Origin of the sequence: Rhizobium sp. PvP014 (genome assembly GCF_017876855.1) — a bacterium.
GTDB lineage: Bacteria > Pseudomonadota > Alphaproteobacteria > Rhizobiales > Rhizobiaceae > Neorhizobium > Neorhizobium soli.
This window is the reverse complement of record NZ_JAGIOT010000002.1, coordinates 497,090-515,827: the sequence shown is the minus strand read 5'-3', so window position 1 is coordinate 515,827 and position 18,738 is coordinate 497,090. Positions and strand designations below refer to the sequence as shown.

At 60.2% G+C, this 18,738-nt stretch carries 15 protein-coding genes, 1 pseudogene and 1 other annotated feature; of the genes and pseudogenes, 8 read left to right on the top strand and 8 right to left on the bottom strand.

Annotation, left to right across the window (positions count from 1 at the left end):
* Window positions 1–7: 7 nt before the first annotated feature.
* The 4 genes from glyA to J3A65_RS07110 form a co-directional block, all read right to left on the bottom strand.
* Window positions 8–1,297 carry a serine hydroxymethyltransferase gene (gene glyA / locus J3A65_RS07125; RefSeq protein WP_062453282.1) on the bottom strand — a complete coding sequence of 430 codons (1,290 nt, stop codon included), beginning with the start codon at window positions 1,295–1,297 and terminating at the stop codon, window positions 8–10.
* Between the two features lie 185 nt (window positions 1,298–1,482).
* On the bottom strand, window positions 1,483–2,811 hold the full coding sequence (locus J3A65_RS07120; protein ID WP_062454734.1) for a L,D-transpeptidase family protein: 1,329 nt from the start codon (window positions 2,809–2,811) through the stop codon (window positions 1,483–1,485).
* A gap of 533 nt (window positions 2,812–3,344) precedes the next feature.
* Window positions 3,345–3,857 carry a MarR family winged helix-turn-helix transcriptional regulator gene (locus J3A65_RS07115; RefSeq protein WP_209903378.1) on the bottom strand — a complete coding sequence of 171 codons (513 nt, stop codon included), beginning with the start codon at window positions 3,855–3,857 and terminating at the stop codon, window positions 3,345–3,347.
* A 233-nt stretch (window positions 3,858–4,090) separates the two neighbouring features.
* Window positions 4,091–4,528 carry a DUF6163 family protein gene (locus tag J3A65_RS07110; protein WP_062454738.1) on the bottom strand — a complete coding sequence of 146 codons (438 nt, stop codon included), beginning with the start codon at window positions 4,526–4,528 and terminating at the stop codon, window positions 4,091–4,093.
* Window positions 4,529–4,722: 194 nt separating this feature from the next.
* Between J3A65_RS07110 and hemB the strand changes: the two genes are divergently transcribed.
* From hemB to J3A65_RS07085, 5 genes and pseudogenes are all read left to right on the top strand, one after another.
* Window positions 4,723–5,733, top strand: a complete 1,011-nt coding sequence (hemB, locus tag J3A65_RS07105) for a porphobilinogen synthase (protein WP_244474015.1) — start codon at window positions 4,723–4,725, stop codon at window positions 5,731–5,733.
* Window positions 5,734–5,809: 76 nt separating this feature from the next.
* Window positions 5,810–6,268, top strand: coding sequence for an RDD family protein (locus tag J3A65_RS07100; RefSeq protein ID WP_062453284.1), 459 nt, complete (start codon window positions 5,810–5,812; stop codon window positions 6,266–6,268).
* Window positions 6,269–6,389: 121 nt separating this feature from the next.
* Window positions 6,390–7,151, top strand: coding sequence for an arginyltransferase (locus J3A65_RS07095; RefSeq protein WP_209900541.1), 762 nt, complete (start codon window positions 6,390–6,392; stop codon window positions 7,149–7,151).
* Window positions 7,152–7,226: 75 nt separating this feature from the next.
* A pseudogene (locus tag J3A65_RS07090) lies at window positions 7,227–7,449 on the top strand (AbrB/MazE/SpoVT family DNA-binding domain-containing protein).
* Complete coding sequence (locus tag J3A65_RS07085; protein ID WP_092661935.1) at window positions 7,449–7,835, top strand: type II toxin-antitoxin system death-on-curing family toxin; 387 nt, start codon at window positions 7,449–7,451, stop codon at window positions 7,833–7,835. The pseudogene J3A65_RS07090 and the gene J3A65_RS07085 overlap by 1 nt, the downstream one beginning before the upstream one ends.
* Before the next feature lie 45 nt (window positions 7,836–7,880).
* Here the strand turns inward: J3A65_RS07085 and parC are convergent, their stop codons facing one another.
* Window positions 7,881–10,148 (bottom strand): DNA topoisomerase IV subunit A, encoded by a 2,268-nt coding sequence (gene parC, locus J3A65_RS07080; RefSeq protein WP_062579939.1) that lies wholly within the window; start codon window positions 10,146–10,148, stop codon window positions 7,881–7,883.
* A gap of 232 nt (window positions 10,149–10,380) precedes the next feature.
* Between parC and J3A65_RS07075 the strand changes: the two genes are divergently transcribed.
* On the top strand, window positions 10,381–11,571 hold the full coding sequence (locus J3A65_RS07075) for a hypothetical protein (protein ID WP_209900539.1): 1,191 nt from the start codon (window positions 10,381–10,383) through the stop codon (window positions 11,569–11,571).
* Between the two features lie 82 nt (window positions 11,572–11,653).
* Here J3A65_RS07075 and J3A65_RS07070 read toward each other — a convergent pair whose 3' ends face one another.
* The 3 genes from J3A65_RS07070 to aspS form a co-directional block, all read right to left on the bottom strand.
* The gene (locus J3A65_RS07070) at window positions 11,654–13,144 is read right to left on the bottom strand and encodes a SulP family inorganic anion transporter (protein ID WP_062579937.1); all 1,491 of its coding nucleotides are present in this window, start codon (window positions 13,142–13,144) and stop codon (window positions 11,654–11,656) included.
* Between the two features lie 75 nt (window positions 13,145–13,219).
* Window positions 13,220–13,277: a sequence feature (sul1 is cis-regulatory element that is thought to sense ions involved in sulfur or methionine metabolism; They are found in Alphaproteobacteria), on the bottom strand.
* Between the two features lie 175 nt (window positions 13,278–13,452).
* On the bottom strand, window positions 13,453–13,773 hold the full coding sequence (locus tag J3A65_RS07065; protein WP_062579936.1) for a DUF1236 domain-containing protein: 321 nt from the start codon (window positions 13,771–13,773) through the stop codon (window positions 13,453–13,455).
* Window positions 13,774–13,948: 175 nt separating this feature from the next.
* Window positions 13,949–15,739 carry an aspartate--tRNA ligase gene (gene aspS / locus J3A65_RS07060; protein WP_209900536.1) on the bottom strand — a complete coding sequence of 597 codons (1,791 nt, stop codon included), beginning with the start codon at window positions 15,737–15,739 and terminating at the stop codon, window positions 13,949–13,951.
* Between the two features lie 260 nt (window positions 15,740–15,999).
* Between aspS and J3A65_RS07055 the strand changes: the two genes are divergently transcribed.
* Window positions 16,000–17,268: an MFS transporter gene (locus tag J3A65_RS07055; protein WP_209900534.1), complete on the top strand. Its 1,269-nt coding sequence runs from the start codon at window positions 16,000–16,002 to the stop codon at window positions 17,266–17,268.
* 90 nt (window positions 17,269–17,358) lie between these two features.
* Entirely contained in the window at window positions 17,359–18,504 is a 1,146-nt protein-coding gene (gene rnd / locus J3A65_RS07050) for a ribonuclease D (protein WP_062453294.1), read from the top strand.
* Window positions 18,505–18,738: the final 234 nt, after the last annotated feature.

Below are 18,738 nucleotides of genomic sequence, written 5' to 3'. Positions count from 1 at the left end.
CTTTTCCTTAGAGGTATGGGTACATCGGGAAGCGATTGGTAAGCGTCATCACCTTTTCGCGGACACCCGCTTCCACCACCGCATTGCCCTCGTCCGAATTGGCAGTCTTCAGGCCGTCAAGCAGTTCGACGATCAGGTTGCCGATTTCGGTGAACTCGGCTTCCTTGAAGCCGCGCGTCGTGCCAGCCGGCGTGCCGAGGCGGATACCGGACGTGACGAATGGCTTTTCAGGATCGAACGGAATGCCGTTCTTGTTGCAGGTGATATAGCCGCGGCCAAGCGCTGCTTCGGCCCGCTTTCCGGTCGCGTTCTTCTTGCGCAGATCGACCAGCATCAGGTGGTTGTCGGTACCGCCGGAGACGATGTCGAGACCACCTGCCACGAGCGTTTCCGACAGGGCCTTGGCGTTCTTGACGATCTGAGCTGCATAATCCTGGAATTCAGGCTGCAGCGCTTCGCCGAACGCCACCGCCTTGGCGGCGATGACATGCATCAGCGGGCCGCCCTGCAGGCCGGGGAAGACAGCCGAGTTGAATTTCTTCGCCAGATCCTCGTCATTGGTAAGGATCATACCGCCGCGCGGTCCGCGCAGCGACTTGTGGGTCGTGGTGGTCGCGACATGGCAGTGCGGGAACGGCGACGGATGCTGGTTGCCGGCAACGAGACCGGCGATATGCGCCATGTCGACCATGAGATAGGCGCCGACTTCGTCGGCGATCTCGCGGAAACGCTTCCAGTCCCAGGTGCGGGAATAGGCCGTGCCGCCGGCGATGATCAGCTTCGGCTTGGTCGTGCGGGCCTTCTCGGCCACGGCATCCATATCGAGAAGGTTGTCGCCTTCACGAACGCCGTAGGACACAACGTTGAACCACTTGCCGGACATGTTGACCGGCGAGCCGTGGGTCAGGTGTCCCCCCGAGTTGAGATCGAGGCCCATGAATGTGTCGCCCGGCTGCAGCAGCGCCAGGAACACGGCTTGGTTCATCTGCGAACCGGAATTGGGCTGGACGTTGGCGAAGTTGACGCCGAACAGCTTCTTGGCGCGTTCGATGGCAAGCTCTTCGGCGATGTCGACGAACTGGCAGCCGCCGTAGTAGCGCTTGCCCGGATAGCCCTCGGCATACTTGTTGGTCATGATCGAGCCCTGGGCTTCGAGCACGGCACGCGACACGATGTTTTCCGAGGCGATCAGTTCGATCTCATGGCGCTGACGGCCAAGTTCCTTCTCGATCGCGCCGAAAATATCCGGATCGGATTCGGCCAGCGGGCGGGAGAAGAATGCTTCGGTATTGGACATGTGCGAGGCTCCTCGAAGGGTGGCAGGCGATGTGACGCGTCTTAGCCTTCCCTTCCGATCAGGGCAATACACGGAGCGACATTTGCGCGTCCAACTCCGTTTCGAGACAACGGCAAAAGGCCGCACCACCCTTTTGGGCGATGCGGCCTTTCAATCGAATTGGTCGTTCGTCAGCGACGTCCTGCTTATTGCGGCAGGAGATCCTGTTCGGTGATCGCACCGGAGGCACGCTCCACGCCGGTCGTGGTCTGCAGAGCCAGTTCCTGGTTGCCGTCGCGCTGGTAGATGTCGTCGCGGAACTGGACGACCTGGTCCTTTGCCGACCATGCCGTGACATAGACGATATAGACCGGAACTTCCTGGCTGAGCTTGATCGGGTTGTTCTGGCGAGCAGCGATAACCCGTTCGATTTCCTGACGCGACCAGCCGGGCGTGTCACGCAGCAGCCAGGTCACGAGATCGCGCACGTTCTGGATACGCATGCAGCCCGAGGACTCAAAGCGCATCAGCTTGTTGAACAGGCCCTGCTGGGGCGTGTCGTGCATGTATTCGTTGTTCGGGTTGTGGAAGTTGATCTTCGTCGAGGACATCGCGTTGATCTTGCCCGGATCCTGGCGGAACATGAAGTTCGGCGCCTTGGGGGCATTCCAATCCACGGTTTCCGGCGACACTTCCTGGCCACGACCGTCGATCAGACGGATGTTGTTGCGCGTCAGGTAGGTCGGGTCCTTGCGCATCAACGGCACGATGTCTTTTTCGACGATCGAGCGCGGTGCGGTCCAGTAAGGATTGAGGATGACTTCGTAGATCTTCGAATTGATCGCATGGGTCGGGCGGTCGATACGGCCGACGACCGCATTGGTGCGCAGCGCCACGCGATCGTTCTCGACCGCTTCAACATAGGCCGCCGGGATGTTGACCATGACGTAACGCGAACCGAGATCACCCGACATCGACTGCAGGCGAACCCGGTTGGTTTCGAGCTGCATCAGACGTGTCTGGGCCGGAACGTTCATCGCCTTGACGCTGAATTCGCCAAGCACGCCATCTGCCGGCAGGCCGTGACGGGCCTGGAAGCGCTTGACCGCACCGTCGACATTGCTGTCGAACGAGCTGGACATGCCTGCGGACTGATCGAGATCGCCGGCGATCATCAGGCGACGGCGCAGGTTCTGCACCGACGGATCAACGACGCCGAGCTGCAGGCGCACGGACGAATTGACATCTGGCCAGCCACCTGCAGAGACAATCTGCTGATAGAAGGCAATTGCCTGCTGGATGTTTGCCGGGCCTTCGGAACCAAGGATCGGATTGTTGGAGACGACACCGACGGCCGAGCGCGAACCACGCGCATCGAACTGGTCATCCCAGTTGCCACGACGGGGCGCGGTCATGATGCCATCGAGCGTCGACTGCGCCAAAGCCGGCGCGGCCAGAACGGCGGCACCCACGGAGACGGCCGAACGCAACATGGCGCGGCGGGAAAGCAATTCCGATCCGATCTTTTTCGACATCATCCTGTCCATCTGGTCCCAGAGGCTTCAAAACAAAAGCGCTACAGGGATATGGTTAATAAACGCGCAAAATTTCGCGGCTGGGCTGCTGGAAATGCTCGGGGGGTCATCTGGAGTAGCACGAGTTTCCCGAACCTGTTCAAGCATGGCGGTCCCATAGCAATATGGCCAATTCGTGTCAGTTGCCGCAGCGTCACAAAGCCGTGTGAAAGCGTGACTTTTCGGCCTCCTTCGAGATACTCAACGGGAAATGTGGCAGGCGCGAACTCGAAGCCATTTCGGGAGGTTGGGAGTGCGCTGTGGAGCGAGAGAACGCTGCGTTCCGGTGTTCTGAAAGAGCCTGCATCAGGCGACCATGATAGAGGACATCTGGAGCTCTGAAACGGGATCGGCGGAGCGTATTGCTACGCTCCGCCCGATATGTGTGTCGTGCCACTGCATGACTGGAGGAAATGCAGGCGCCGACAGTTGTCTTTGCCGTGCCGCCGTCGCGCCTCCGGTGGTTCAGGAGCGCGGCGCGGCGATGGCAGATATTACATGCGGTAAGCGATGCTGTCGTTCCAGAAACGGTCGAGGCGCTGCAGCAGCTTGTTCATCTGCGAGAACTCGCCCTCGCCGATGCCGCCGACCTTTTCGATCGAGCCGACGTGGCGATCATAGAGCTTGGCGACGGTTTCTGCGACTTCCTGGCCTTCCTTGGTCAGGCTGATGCGGACCGAGCGGCGGTCGATGCGCGAACGCTGGTGGTTAATGAAACCGAGGTCGACCAGCTTCTTGACGTTGTAGGAAACGTTGGAGCCGAGATAGTAACCGCGCGAGCGCAGTTCACCGGCAGTCAGTTCCGAGTTGCCGATGTTGAAAAGGAGAAGTGCCTGGATGGCGTTGACGTCGTCGCGACCCTGGCGGTCGAACTCGTCCTTGATGACGTCGAGCAGGCGGCGGTGAAGGCGCTCGACCAGGTGGAGCGATTCCATGTAAAGCGAACGGATCGGGTCTTCGTTGAAGTCTGCTGCGACCGGTGCCTGCGGCTTCATTTTCGTGTTCATCATGACTGCCTCACTGTTTTGCTTGGCGGTGTGTTTGTTTATTCCCGCCTTGAGACAGACACTAACGAAAGCGCATAAAATTCGACTTAAAACAAAGGGTTAACAAAATCTTGCAGAAGTTTTTCCAATCGTCGGCAGTCTAGCTGCCTCCCCCTCACCCTTATTTCCGCCCTATTGAAATCAATGGGTTAGGTCGAAATTTCAGGCCAAATAAAGGCGCCAAAGCTTTAGGGTCAAGGTGAATCAATCCTTACCCGCTCCGCCTTGCGCCGCTCTTCCAGCCATAAAGAGAGCCGAAACACGCCGTAAATGGCGGCCACGAGGCCGTGCAGGATGGGCACAAGAGTGTTCCGTCCGAAGATTTCTGGCCAGACGAGATACATCAGCACCTGCGAGAACGCTGCGATAGTCCAGAGCACCGCGCCCCAGGACACGGTGAGCCACAAACCGAGCGAGGCAACCGGAAACAGAACGGCAAGCGAGGCCGCCGCCACTTTCCATGGCGGCGCCAGAAGATCAAAGCGCGCCATGCCGTGCAGCGAATAGCCGACCAGCATCGCCCAGTACTGGATGCCGAACCATAGGCAGGCAACCGCGATAATCCTGAGGAAGACGACGAAAAGGATTTCCGTCAGCGTGCGCTTGGGTACCGTGGGTGAATCAGATTCCATGCCGGCGATCATATCGGGAGACGTCGCGAGCCGCCAGCAGGCCGCATGGCAGCAATGCGCAGTAAGCCCCATTCATAAACAGTTTCTCGCGTGTTAGAGCGTTTGACCTGACACAAGCCTGCTCCGGCAGAATGTTTCAATCCAGCCAGGAAACGCTCTCGTCAGCAGCGAGCAATAAGAACGGAGTATCCGTCATGGACAAGACCCACCTCGTCGACCACGTCACCGGTCATCGCCGCATGCGGCGCAACCGCAAGGCAGACTGGACGCGACGCATGGTGCAGGAGAACCGGCTGACCGTGGACGACCTGATCTGGCCGATCTTCATCGTGCCCGGCACCGGCATCGTTGATCCGATCAAGTCGATGCCCGGGGTCAACCGGATGAGCGTCGACAAGGCGGTGGAAGCCATACGGGAAGCGGCCGATCTCGGCATTCCAGCTGTTGCGCCCTTCCCCGACATCGAGATGAACCTGCGCGATGAGACGGGATCAGCGATCCTCGATCCGAACAACCTCATCAACCAGTTCACCATCGCCGCGAAGAAAGCGGTGCCCAATATCGGCGTCATCACCGACGTGGCGCTCGATCCATTCACCAGCCATGGCCATGACGGCATCCTGCGTGAGGGCATCATCGTCAACGACGAGACGGTTGATCAGGTGATCAAGGCGGCGGTCCTGCAGGCGGATGCAGGTGCCGACATCATCGCGCCGTCCGAGATGATGGACGGTCGCATCGGCGCCATCCGCCGCGGGCTCGACGCTGCCGGTCACCAGGATGTCGGCATCATGTCCTATGCGACAAAGTTCTCCTCGGGATTTTACGGTCCGTACCGTGAGGCGATCAATACGAGCGGGCTCCTGAAGGGCGACAAGAACGCCTATTACATCTCGCCCGCCAACGGCACCGAAGCGATGCGCGACGCGGCACTCGACGTGGAAGAAGGCGCCGACATGCTGATGGTCAAGCCGGGTATCGCCTATCTCGACATCTGTTGGCGCGTGAAGGAAGCTTTCGGCCTGCCGACCTACGCCTATCAGGTCTCCGGCGAATATTCGCAGATCAAGGCGGCGGCGATGAACGGCTGGATCGACGGCGACCGGATCATGATGGAGACGCTGCTCTGCTTCAAGCGCGCCGGCTGCGACGGCATCCTGACCTACTTTGCGATCGAGGCCGCGAAGAAACTCGGCCGGGTTTAAAGCCTATGGTGGCAAACCTTGCTGTTGGGCTTGCCACCTCTTATATCGGGTTTGGTACAACTGGAGAACCACGCGAATGAGCTTCGAACCGAACCCGACCTATGCCGCACCGGACAATTGGCGCGCCTATAGCGGCGTTCTGTCACGCCGGATCTTCGCCTTCGTCATCGATTACCTGTTCGTTCTTCTGCTGTGCATCCCTGCAGCGGTGATCGTGTTCTTCTTGGGAATTCTGACGCTCGGGCTTGGCTTCATGCTCTATCCCGCGTTGTTCTTCATTGTCGCCCTCCTCTATTTCGGCCTGACGCTCGGTGGCGCCAGCCAGGGATCTCCGGGCATGCGCGCCATGGGGCTTGCCATGACACGGGTCGACGGGCGCCGGATGGATTTCCTGACTGCCATGGTTCACACGGTACTGTTCTGGGTGATCAATTCGGTACTGACGCCGCTGGTGCTCCTGGCCGGCCTGTTTATCGAGCGCTCGCGGCTGGTTCACGATCTCCTCCTCGGCACCGTCGTCGTCCGCAGGTCGTAAGACCGCAACAGTGATCCAGGGATGCGTCAACCGGCAAATGCGCCAGTTGACGTTTCCGCGTTATGCGCCATGCTAGGATCAGTAGCGCCACGAGCAAGACGACGGACCGGGCTGCACCTCCATGAACACACAGACAACGCCATCACCTCAGTTCTACCTGACGGCACCGGCGATTTGTCCGTATCTATCGGGTGAAATGGAACGCAAGGTGTTCACGCATCTCGTCGGTCCTCGCGCGGCGGAGATGAACGACCTATTGACCCAAGGCGGGTTTCGACGGTCCCAGAACATCGCCTACCGGCCAGCCTGCGAAGCGTGCCGTGCCTGCGTTTCTGTTCGAATCCTTGCAGGCGACTTCCAGCCGGCGAAGTCCATGAGGCGCGTTCTCGCGACCAACAGCGACATCATTGCGACCCTTGGTCCAGCGCAGCCGTCGACCGAACAGTTCTCCCTGTTCCGACGGTATCTCGACAGCCGTCACCAGCGCGGCGGGATGTCGGACATGTCCGCCCTCGACTACGCGATCATGGTCGAGGATTCGCACGTCAACACCCGCGTCATCGAATACCGCCGCCGCGAGCCGGGAGACGGTATCGCCGGCACGCCGAGGGGCGAATTGCTCGCCGTGGCGCTGACCGACATGATGAGCGACGGGCTGTCGATGGTCTATTCCTTCTTCAATCCCGATCTCGAAAAGCGCTCTCTCGGCACCTTCATGATCCTCGACCATATCAACCGCACGAAGACGCTCGGACTGCCGCATGTCTATCTCGGCTACTGGGTGAAGAACTCGCCCAAGATGGGCTACAAGACCCGCTACCAGCCTCAGGAACACCTGACGGCCCGCGGATGGGAACTTGCCGATCCGGCGCGCGACGTCTGACGCCCCCTCTCCCGACGGCATTGCAAATCGGCCATCCTCATGTTGTAACTCGCGTTGCAACACGAGGATACGCGCATCAAGACCACCATCCGCAAGATCGGCAATTCTGAAGGCATCATCATCCCGAAGGAGATTCTGGAGCGGATGGGGTTTGCGCGCGGGAGATAATATCGATCTTAGCGAAGAAGCAGGGAAGCTGGTCTTGAAGCCGCTCGATGACGATTTCAACCATCAGCTAGAGCATGCGGAGCGCTTCATGGACAGATACAAGGTTGCCCTCAAGAAGCTGGCCGAGTGATGGCCATCCAATTTCTTTCACGAGCGCTGGTTGAACGCCTCCACCTGCGCCAGATCGAAAGATTCGGTGGGGCTTATGGTTTGCGCGATGAGGGCGCGCTGGAATCTGCGCTGATGCTTGCCGTCAACAAGGTTGCATATGGATCGACAGACCTCATCGAGCTGGCGGTAGCGTATCTTTACGTTCTTGCAATGAACAATGCTTTTATCGACGGAAACAAGCGGATCGCGATCGTCTCAGCCGGTGTCTTCCTGATGGACAACGGGTATGCCATCGATACCGATGACGCCACGCTCTACCAATTCATCCTCTCCGTCGCAGCCGGCGAGATCGACGAGGATGGTGCAGCGCGGTTCCTTCGCGATCACACGGTCCCCTACCCCTGAACCGGTCCGCCCATCAGGGCGAACCGTCTCAATCCAAAGGCCTGATCAGCCGGCGAATTTGCCGCTGCGCGGAAAGCCCTTCGGAACGGTGCGGCCGGCGGAGGCGCGGTCACCCATCCATTCGAGAAGCTCATCCTTGCTGCGGTTGAAGGCGCGTCCGGCACTGTCTTCCCAGGCAAGCCCGGTATCGATTGCGAAACACTTGATGTCGGAGATGCCGCCGTCCTTGTAGCGCTGCAGGCGCACGCCCTTGCCGCGTGTCATTTCCGGCAACTGGTCGAGCGGAAAGACCAGCATCTTGCGGTTCTCGCCGACAATCGCGACGTGATCGCCCTTGACCTGAACGACAAGCTTTGCCTCGTCCGGCATCGAGACGTTCATGACTTGCTTGCCCTTGCGGGTGTTGGCCACCATCTCGCTTTCGGCAATGACAAAGCCATAGCCCGCTGTCGACGCGATCACCATCTTGCGGCTGGCGTCGTGGACGAAGGCGGTCAGGATGTCCTGGTCGTTCTCCATGTCGACGATGATGCGGATCGGCTCGCCATGGCCGCGGCCGCCCGGCAGCTTATCGGCGCCGAGCGTGTAGGCCTTGCCGCCTGTTGTCACCAGCAGCAGCTTGTCGGTCGTCTGCGCCGTGAACGCGATCTTCGGTCCGTCTCCTTCCTTGAAGACGAGGCCCGACGTATCGGTCACATGCCCCTTCAAAGCGCGGATCCAGCCCTTCTGCGAAATCACGACGGTGATCGGTTCCTTTTCGATCATCGCCTGTTGGATTGCTTCCAGATTGGCTTCCGGCGCATTGGCGAACTGGGTGCGCCGGCGGCCGAGCTCGGTCGCCTTGGCATACTGTTTCTTGACCTCCTGGATCTCCCAGGCGACGGTCTTCCACTGCTGTTCGTCGGAGGCGAGAAGCGCTTCGATCTCGCCCTTTTCCTTGGTCAGATTATCGTGCTCGGTGCGGATCTCGAACTCTTCGAGCTTGCGCAAATTGCGCAGCCGCATGTTGAGGATCGATTCCACCTGCAGGTCGGTCAGAGACCAGCGCGCCACCATGACAGGCTTCGGCTCGTCCTCCTCGCGGATGATGCGGATCACCTCGTCGATGTTGAGGTAGGCGATCAGCAGGCCGCCGAGGATTTCCAGCCGCCGGTCGATTGCTGCCAGACGGTAGCGGGAGCGGCGAACCAGCACGTCCTTGCGATGCGCCAGCCATTCGAGCAGCACCTCGTTCAGCGCCATCACCCGCGGCACGCGCCCCATCGAGAGCAAGTTCATGTTGAGCGGAATGCGGTTTTCAAGCTCGGTCAGCTTGAACATCGATTCCATCAGCAGCGTCGCATCGACCGTGCGGTTCTTCGGCACGATGATGATGCGGACGTCTTCGGCGGATTCGTCGCGGATGTCGTCGAGCAGCGGCAGCCTGCGGGCAATCAGCAGTTCGGCGATCTTTTCGATCAGGCGCGACTTCTGCACCTGGTAGGGAATTTCGGTGACGACGATCTGATAGCCGCCGCGGCCGAGATCCTCGATCTCCCACTTGGCGCGGACGCGGAAGCCGCCGCGACCTGTCTTGTAGCTCTCGAGGATCGACTCGCGGTTATCGATGATGATGCCGCCGGTCGGAAGATCCGGACCCGGCATGAACTCGAGCAGCTTTTCGACGCTGGCATCCGGATGGGCGATGAGATGCAGCGCCGCGTCGCAGACTTCATGGGCATTGTGCGACGGGATCGACGTCGCCATGCCGACCGCGATCCCGGAGGCGCCGTTGGCCAGCAGGTTCGGGAAGGCACCGGGCAGAACCGTCGGTTCGGAGTTGCTCTCGTCATAGGTATCGCGAAAGTCGACCGCATCCTCGCCGATTCCCTGCAGCAGCAGTTCGGCAACGGCAGTCATCTTCGATTCGGTGTAACGCATCGCGGCGGGGCTATCGCCGTCGATATTGCCGAAATTGCCCTGGCCGTTGACCAGCGGATAGCGCTGCGAGAAATCCTGCGCGAGACGGGCAAGCGCATCGTAGATCGATTGGTCGCCGTGCGGATGGTAGTTACCCATCACTTCACCGACGATCTTCGCGCATTTGCGGAAGGCCGAGTTGGGGCGAAGGCCCATCTCGTTCATCGCGTAGACGATACGGCGATGGACGGGTTTCAGACCGTCGCGCACATCAGGCAGAGCACGGTGCATGATCGTGGAAAGAGCGTAGGCAAGATAGCGCTCTTCGAGCGCTGCCTTCAGGTCAACCGCCTGAATGTGGTCGCCGCCGCCGTCTCCCGAGCCGTCGCCAGGTGGAGTTACAATTTTTCCCATGGCACTTGACTATAGAAATCCCTGATTCCCGGCAAGAAACCTATCCAAACGCCCTGTGGATGATCGGGCCGATGACACAAGTTTTCACTGTTTGGCGACAAACATTTACGCTGCCGCAATTATGCCGAAGCGAATGGACACTACGGCATGGACGTTTTGCACCGTCCGCCTTAACTCTTGCCTCAGCCAGACTGTAATTGATCCCGGGCCGTGCCGCCCGCCAGGAGGACCTATGACCCACTTTTCCACCACGGCGCGCCTGCTTGCCGCCGCCACAGCGCTGTCGGTGTTTGCCGGGCCGGCCTTGGCTCTCGACGGCAACGATCTTCTGAAGAAGATCAACGCCGCGCTCGTCATCCAGGGCGGCGCGCTCGAAGCTCAGTCGGTTGCCGTCGACGGGTCGAAGGTGACGCTGACAGGCGCAACCTACAATCCCTCAGGGGCTCCGCAGAAGATGCCGATCGGCACTGTGACGATGGATGGCGTCGAAGAAGCCGAGGGTGGCTACACGATCGACAAGGTGACCTTCCCCAACATCAACGTTTCGCATGAAGCCACCACCATCAGCGCGTCCGACATCACGATGAGCGGCGTCACGGTACCGGCGGACGCCACGAAGAACACAATCGAGTCGCTCCTGCTCTACGAGGAAGCCAAGACCGGCGCCACGACCGTCGCAGTCGGCGGCAAGACCGTTCTCACAGTCGGCCCGAGCAGCGTCACGACGGAGGTTGCGGACGACAATTCCGGTATCGACTTCGATATGGCGCTGAACGAAATCAAGGCGGATCTCAGCATCATCGACGACCCGCAGTCGCGCGAGGCAATCCAGGCGCTTGGGGTCAACACTCTGGATGGCAGCATCAACCTCAACGGCACATGGACGCAGAACGACGGTACTGTCGCCGTCGAGGAATATGCGATCGACTTCGACAAGGTTGGCCGCCTCGACCTGTCCTTCAGCTTTTCCGGCTATACGATCGACTTCCTGAAGTCCGCGCAGGAAACCGCAAAGGCGCTGGAAGCCAACCCGAACAAGCAGGAAGCGCAGCAGGCGGCAAACCTTGCCATGCTCGGCCTGATGCAGCGGCTCACGTTCAACGCCGCCCAGATCCGCTTCGAGGATGACGGCGTGACGGCGAAGGCGCTGGATTATGCCGGCAAGAAGCAGGGTTCGAACGGCCCGCAGATGGCACAGATGATCAAGGCGATGACGCCGATCGTGCTGTCGCAGTACAACATTCCGGAACTGCAGAACATGCTGAGCCAGGCCGTCAACACCTATCTCGACAAGCCCGAGAACCTGACGATCACAGCAGAGCCGGCAAACCCTGTTCCGTTCCCGATGATCATGGGCGCAGCGATGGGCGCACCGAACACGCTGCCCAACGTGCTGGGCGTCAAGGTCTTCGCGAACGACTGATCGCTTCCCTCTACGGAATGAATGAAAAAGCCCCGGCAAGCGATTGCCGGGGCTTTGTTTTGTTCAGGATAGGTGCGCCGCTTCAGTGTCCGGGGGTTGCCGAAAGGGCTGCGTGTTCCTTGTCGTGCAGCGCGAACCGGTCGATCATCGAGGCGCTTGCCTCGTTGGCACCGATCACCTCGACGGCGATGCCGCGGCTACGGAATTTCATCACTGCACGGTCGAGTGCACCGACGGCCGAGATATCCCAGAGGTGCGCACGGCGAACGTCGATCGTGACGCGCTCCAGGCTTTCGGCGAAATCGAAGGCATCAACGAGAGCGTCTGCCGAGGCGAAGAAGACCTGTCCTTCAACCGCATAGGTTCTTGCCTTGCCGTCTTCGGAAAGGCTGGAGGACACGCGCACCATCCTGGCCACCTTGCCCGCAAAGAACACACCCGACAGAAGCACGCCGACGATGACGCCCTTCGACAGATCGTGCGTTGCCAGAACAACCGCGACGGTTGAGAGCATGACGATTGAGGATGTACCGGGATGCCGCTTGAGATCGATCACCGACTTCCAAGAGAACGTGCCGATCGCCACCATGATCATGACGGCCACGAGTGCTGCAACCGGCACAATGCGCAGGATATCATCAAGTACCAGAAGCAGGATCAGCAGGTATATGCCGGAGGCAAAGGTCGAAAGCCGGCCTCGCCCGCCTGACGTGACGTTGATCACCGATTGGCCGATCATGGCGCAGCCGCCCATGCCGCCGAACAGGGCTGCAACGATGTTGCCGCTGCCCTGACCGAAACATTCTTTTGTCTTGCTGCTGGTCGTGTCTGTCATTTCGTCGACGATCTGTGCGGTCAGCAGCGATTCCAGAAGACCGACGGCTGCGAGTGCCAGCGAATACGGAAAGATGATCCGCAGCGTCTCGAAGGTCAGTGGTACGTCCGGCAACAGGAAGTCCGGAAGCGCCGTCGGCATCGCGCCGAGATCGGCAACGGTCGGAACCTCTATGCCGAAGGAGAGCGCCAGAATGGTAACGGCAGCGATCGCCACAAGGGGTGACGGAATGGCTTTTGTTACATAGGGAAACAGATAGATGATGCCGAGCGCCAATGCGATGAGCAGGTAGGTTACTTCGGGAACGTTGATGAGCTGCGGAAGCTGAGCCAAAAAAATCAGGATCGCCAGTGAGTTGACGAAGCCGGTCATGACCGATTTCGACACGAACCGCATCAGGCGACCGAGTTTCAGCATGCCGGCGAAGATCTGCAGGATGCCCATCAGGATGGTTGCGGCAAACAGGTACTGGATGCCGTGATCGCGTACAAGGGGCCCCATCAGCACCGCAGTGGCAGCTGTGGCGGCCGAAATCATGGCCGGGCGGCCACCGGTAATCGCGGTGGTGCAGGCAATGGCGACCGAGGCGAACAGGCCGACCTTTGGATCAACGCCGGCAATGATGGAAAAACCGACAGCTTCGGGGATGAGCGCGAGCGCAACGACGATGCCGGCAAGGAGATCGCCGCGAATGTTCGAAAACCATTCGCGCCGATAGGCGGAAATTGACTGTGTCATGTATTGGAAACTTCGCAAATGAAGCGCATCCGCCGGGAGGTATCCTCCAGGGTGAGAAAGACGGCTGATGCTTTGCGTTGTCCGGCGGATCGGCGGCCGGAAGAGCCACTCGGGAGTTTCACCTGAGTCCTTGTGATGGGCGACCTATAGCGGAGAGAATTGCAGATGCCAAGCGTGGTACGGGAATATCTGCGAGACGGCGACGGTAGCGGCCCCGAAGCGATACGGACTAAAAGCTCCAACGCAAAAAGACCGGAGCTGCGGTGGCAGCCCCGGTCTCTTAAATCCTATCCGAAATCAGACAGGTCCTATTCCAGGACCTGAATAACCGTGCGTGTCTGCGGGTCAACGATAACGCGGCGATCGTTTACGACCGTGTAACCGTAGGAGTCATATCCCTGCACAGGACGAACCTGAACGGCTTCCGGCAGCACGCGGCCGACCAGAACGTCGCCTTCGTACGGCACGGATTCAACCGGCTGCTCCATCACGTAGGTGCGGACTTCGCCTGGCATGACAACCGTTGCGGGTGCCATTGCTGGTTCCTGCGTGATGATCGTCGTCTGGGCGAAGGCTGCACTCGAAAGCGCCATGAATGCCGCCGAAGCGGTCAGTACGATCTTGCGCATAGTCTTACTCCATTTGTTTATTCTGCCTCTACAACTCGAAGTACGCGACGATGGTTCCGTCCGACCAAGGTCTGATCGCTGCACTGCAACCAAGCCCTGCCCTGCTGAAACGGGAAAGCCCGGTGTCTTTCGAGCGCCGGGCTTTCCAATCTCGTCACAGAAATAGAACCGAAGATCAGTCCTTCTTGACCGCCGGGATCGGGCGGATCGCCAGTTCGCGCAGCTGCGCCGGGCTCGCTTCCGAAGGCGCTCCCATCAGGAGATCCTGGGCCTGCTGGTTCATCGGGAACAGCGTGATCTCGCGCAGGTTCTTGGCACCGGTCAGAAGCATGACGACGCGGTCGACGCCGGCTGCCATGCCGCCATGCGGCGGTGCGCCGTACTGGAATGCGCGGTAGAGGCCGCCGAAGCGATCTTCCACGTCCTGCTGCGAAAGACCGACCATTTCGAAGGCCTTGACCATGACTTCCGGCAGCTGGTTACGGATCGAGCCAGACGCGATTTCGAAGCCGTTGCAGACCATGTCGTACTGGTAGGCCTTGATTGTCAGCGGATCCTGGTTTTCCAGCGCGTCGAGGCCGCCCTGCGGCATCGAGAACGGGTTGTGGGCGAAGTCGATCTTCTTGTCTTCCTCGTTGTATTCGAAGAACGGGAAGTCGACGATCCAGCACAGGGCGAACTGGTTCTTGTCGGAAAGGTTCAGTTCGTCGGCAGCGCGGTTACGGGCTTCGCCGGCAAACTTGTAGAACTTGTCCGGATCGCCAGCGACGAAGAAGCAGGCATCGCCCGCTTCGAGGCCGAGCTGGGTGCGAACGGCTTCGGTGCGCTCCTCGCCGATGTTCTTGGCGAGCGGACCGGAGCCCGCGATCTTGCCGTCTTCTTCCTTCCAGAAGATGTAGCCGAGACCCGGCTGGCCCTGGCCCTGCGCCCAGGCGTTCATACGGTCGCAGAACGCTCTTGAGCCGCCGGTCTTGGCCGGGATCGCCCAGACTTCGACCTTCGGGTTGGACGCGATCATGTTTGCGAACACTTTGAAGCCGGAGCCGGCGAAATGCTCGGTGACGGCTTCCATCTCGATCGGGTTGCGCAGGTCCGGCTTGTCGGAACCGTATTTGCGCAGCGCGACGTCGTAAGGGATCCGCGGGAATTCCTTGGTGACCGGCTTGCCTTCAGCAAACTCCTCGAAGATGCCGCGCATGACCGGCTCCATCGTCTCCCAGACTTCTTCCTGGGTAACGAAGCTCATTTCCATGTCGAGCTGATAGAATTCGCCCGGCAGGCGGTCGGCACGCGGGTCTTCGTCGCGGAAGCAGGGCGCGATCTGGAAGTAACGGTCAAAGCCCGCCACCATCATCAGCTGCTTGTACTGCTGCGGCGCCTGCGGCAACGCGAAGAACTTGCCGGGATGGATACGGCTCGGAACCAGGAAGTCGCGCGCGCCTTCGGGCGACGATGCGGTCAGGATCGGCGTCGAATATTCGGTAAAACCGCCCGACGCCATTTCGCGGCGCATGGCCGCAATGATCTGCGTGCGCTTGACGATGTTCTTGTGCAGCGTTTCGCGGCGAAGATCGAGGAAGCGGTACTTGAGGCGCACGTCTTCCGGATATTCAGGCTCGCCGAACACCGGCAGCGGCAGTTCCTTGGCAGCGGAGAGAACTTCGATCTCCTGGGCGTAGAGTTCGATCTCGCCAGTCGCCATGGTCTTGTTGACGGTCTCGTCGGAACGCGCCTTGACGGTGCCGTCGATGCGGATGACCCATTCGCCACGCACGACTTCGGCCGACTTGAAGGCCGGGCTGTCCGGGTCGGCAACGACCTGGGTCATGCCATAATGGTCGCGAAGGTCGATGAACAGAACGCCGCCATGGTCACGGACGCGATGAACCCAGCCGGAGATACGGACATTGGAGCCGACGTCCGACTTGCGGAGGGCTGCACAGGTGTGGCTGCGGTAACGATGCATTGTCTTTTATCCTGGACTGATGCTGAAAGCGGCTTCATCGGCGCGCGAAGCACAGCCGTACGAACCCATGAAAATCGGCCGGAAAAGCGCATGGTGGGCCTGCTTTGTCAAGACTTGTCACAGTCTCTCGCGGCGCTCGAGCCCTTTCCCCCGCTTTTACGGCTAGAGTTGCATAGGAGGATGTCATAACCAGAATGGGTCGATACGGCCAGCGCGCTGGCTGAGTCTCTGCGCCTGCCGACCATGCCCGAAAGCATCCGATGAACCAGATCCGCCCGCTGATACCGCTTCTGATCACCGCAGGGATCCTGATCGGCGGCAACGGGCTCCAGGGCACCTATATCGCGCTGCGCGGTTCGGCCGAGGGTTTTTCGCCGTCAGTCATCGGCTTGATCGGTGCCGGCTACAGTGTCGGCTTTGCGATCGGCTGCATCTATGTGGCGCGGCTGCTGCGCTCGATCGGCCATATCCGCACCTTTGCGGCCATGGCGGCGATCGCTGCGTCCGCCTCGATCGCCCTATCGATGGTCATCGATCCCGTCTTCTGGTTCGCCATGCGCTTCCTGATCGGCATCACCATCGCCAGCCTGTTTGCCACCGTCGAGAGCTGGATCAACTCGCAAGTGACCAACGAGAACCGCGCGCGGACGCTGTCGATCTACCGTTTCGTCGATCTCGGCTCGGTCACGATCGCGCAATACCTGATCCCGACCTTCGGCATCGACGGACCTGTCATCTTCAACATCATCGCCATCGCGCTCACCCTGTCGCTTGTGCCGATATCCATCGCCGACAAGTCGGGGCCGACGCCACCGGCCTCGATTTCCTTTGATCTGAGAACCGTATGGCGCATTTCGCCGCTCGCTGTGGTGGGCGTCGTGGCGGTCGGCCTGTCGATGGCGGCCTTTCGCAATATCGGGCCGATCTACGCCAAGGAGATCGGCATGAGTATCACGTCGATCGCGACCTTCATGAGTGCCGGCATCATCGGCGGCGTGGTACTGCAATATCCGCTCGGCGTCTATTCGGACAAGCTCGACCGGCGGCGCGTCATCCTGTGGACGACGATCGGGTCCGTCATCACCGGCGCCTATCTGTCGTTCGGCGCGGGCAGCAACGAGACGGCCAATATCATCAGCGTCTTCCTGTTCGGCGCCTTTTCGATGCCGCTCTATTCGCTCTGCTCGGCGCATGGCAACGACCACGCCAAGCCCGGCGAACACGCGGTGATCGCGGCAGGCCTCCTGTTCTTCTGGTCGGTCGGCGCCACGTTCGGACCGCTGCTTGCCGCAGCGCTCCTGGAACTCTACGGCCCGCGCGCCTTCTTCCTCTACACGTCCTTCATCTTTGCCGGTTTTGCGATCTACACGCTGCGCCGGATGCGGGTGCGGGCACCGGTGCCGCCGCAGCAGCGCAACTCGCGATTTCGGGCGCTCTTGCGCACGTCGGCTTATTTCAACCGGCTTGCAGACCCTGCGGACCGGGCTAGCGACAAGGACAGGGACGCTGACGGCAACAACAGGAAATAGCCGCCCGCTTCCGGGAAAGGCTGGCCGTTTGTCTTGACATCTGCGGCGGGAAGGGAAAGGAAGGTTGACCACCTGCACGTGAATGAGACGATGATCGAAACAACAATTGCCCTTCAGGAAGCCTGCGAAAAGCTGGCTCAGTCAGACTTCATCACCATCGATACGGAGTTCTTGAGAGAGACGACCTTCTGGCCGGAACTCTGCCTGATCCAGATGGCGAGCCCGACAGTCGAAGTTCTCGTCGATCCGCTGGCAAAAGGGCTCGACCTCAAGCCCTTCTTCGAGCTGATGGCGAATACGGCGGTCACCAAGGTGTTTCATGCCGCCCGCCAGGATATCGAGATCATCCATCATCTCGGCAATCTCGTGCCGCATCCGATCTTCGATACGCAGGTCGCCGCCATGGTCTGCGGCTTCGGCGACAGCGTCTCCTACGACCAGCTGGTCAACCGCATCAAGGGCGTGCAGATCGACAAGTCGTCGCGCTTTACCGACTGGAGCCGCCGGCCGCTGTCGGAAAAGCAGCTCGACTATGCGCTGGCCGACGTCACCCATCTGCGCGACGTTTATCTGTCTCTGAAAGAACAGCTGGAACGTGAAGGCCGTGCCCTCTGGCTGACGGAGGAAATGGCGGTTCTCGAGAGCGCGTCGACCTATGACCTGCATCCCGACGATGCCTGGCTTCGTCTGAAGTCGCGTCTGCGGAAGCCGAGCGAGTTGGCAATCCTGAAATTCGTCGCCGCATGGCGCGAACGTGAGGCGCGCAGCCGCAACGTACCGCGCTCGCGCGTGCTCAAGGACGACGCGATTTACGAGATTGCCCAGCAGCAGCCGAAGGATACCGAAGCGCTCGGACGTCTGCGCACCGTGCCGAAAGGCTGGGAGCGCTCGTCCTCGGGCGCCGCAATCGTCGAGGCTGTCAATACGGCGCTGGCGCTGCCGAAGACCGAGATGCCGCATGCGCCGAAGCATGTTCACCTGCCGGAAGGCACGGGCGCTGCCGTCGAACTCTTGAAGGTTCTGCTGAAGCTCATTTCCGACAAGCAGGGCGTTGCCGCCAAGGTGCTTGCCAATACCGACGATCTGGAAAAGATTGCTGCCGAAGGCGAGTTGGCCGAAGTGGCCGCCCTTTCCGGCTGGCGTCGCGAACTGTTCGGCGACACGGCGCTCAAGCTGATCCAAGGCGGCGTGGCGCTGCGCTTCGTCAATAAGAAGGTCGAGGCGGTCGAGCTGTAAGGCTCGCCCCCACCGTCTCCAAACATCCAAGGGATCGGCCACCGTGGCGCGATCCCTTTTCGCTTAAATCCCAGACATTTCCGGCGTTTCTGCCCTGCTCAGCGATGCTGCTGATGGGTGCTTTAGCGTGTCAAGAAACAGACGTAAAACCTTCATCCAAGCGTCAAGCGATCATCACCTCACCGTCATGCGTGCCGCCTATCGACGTCGCGTGTTCTTCTCAATCGAACAGGT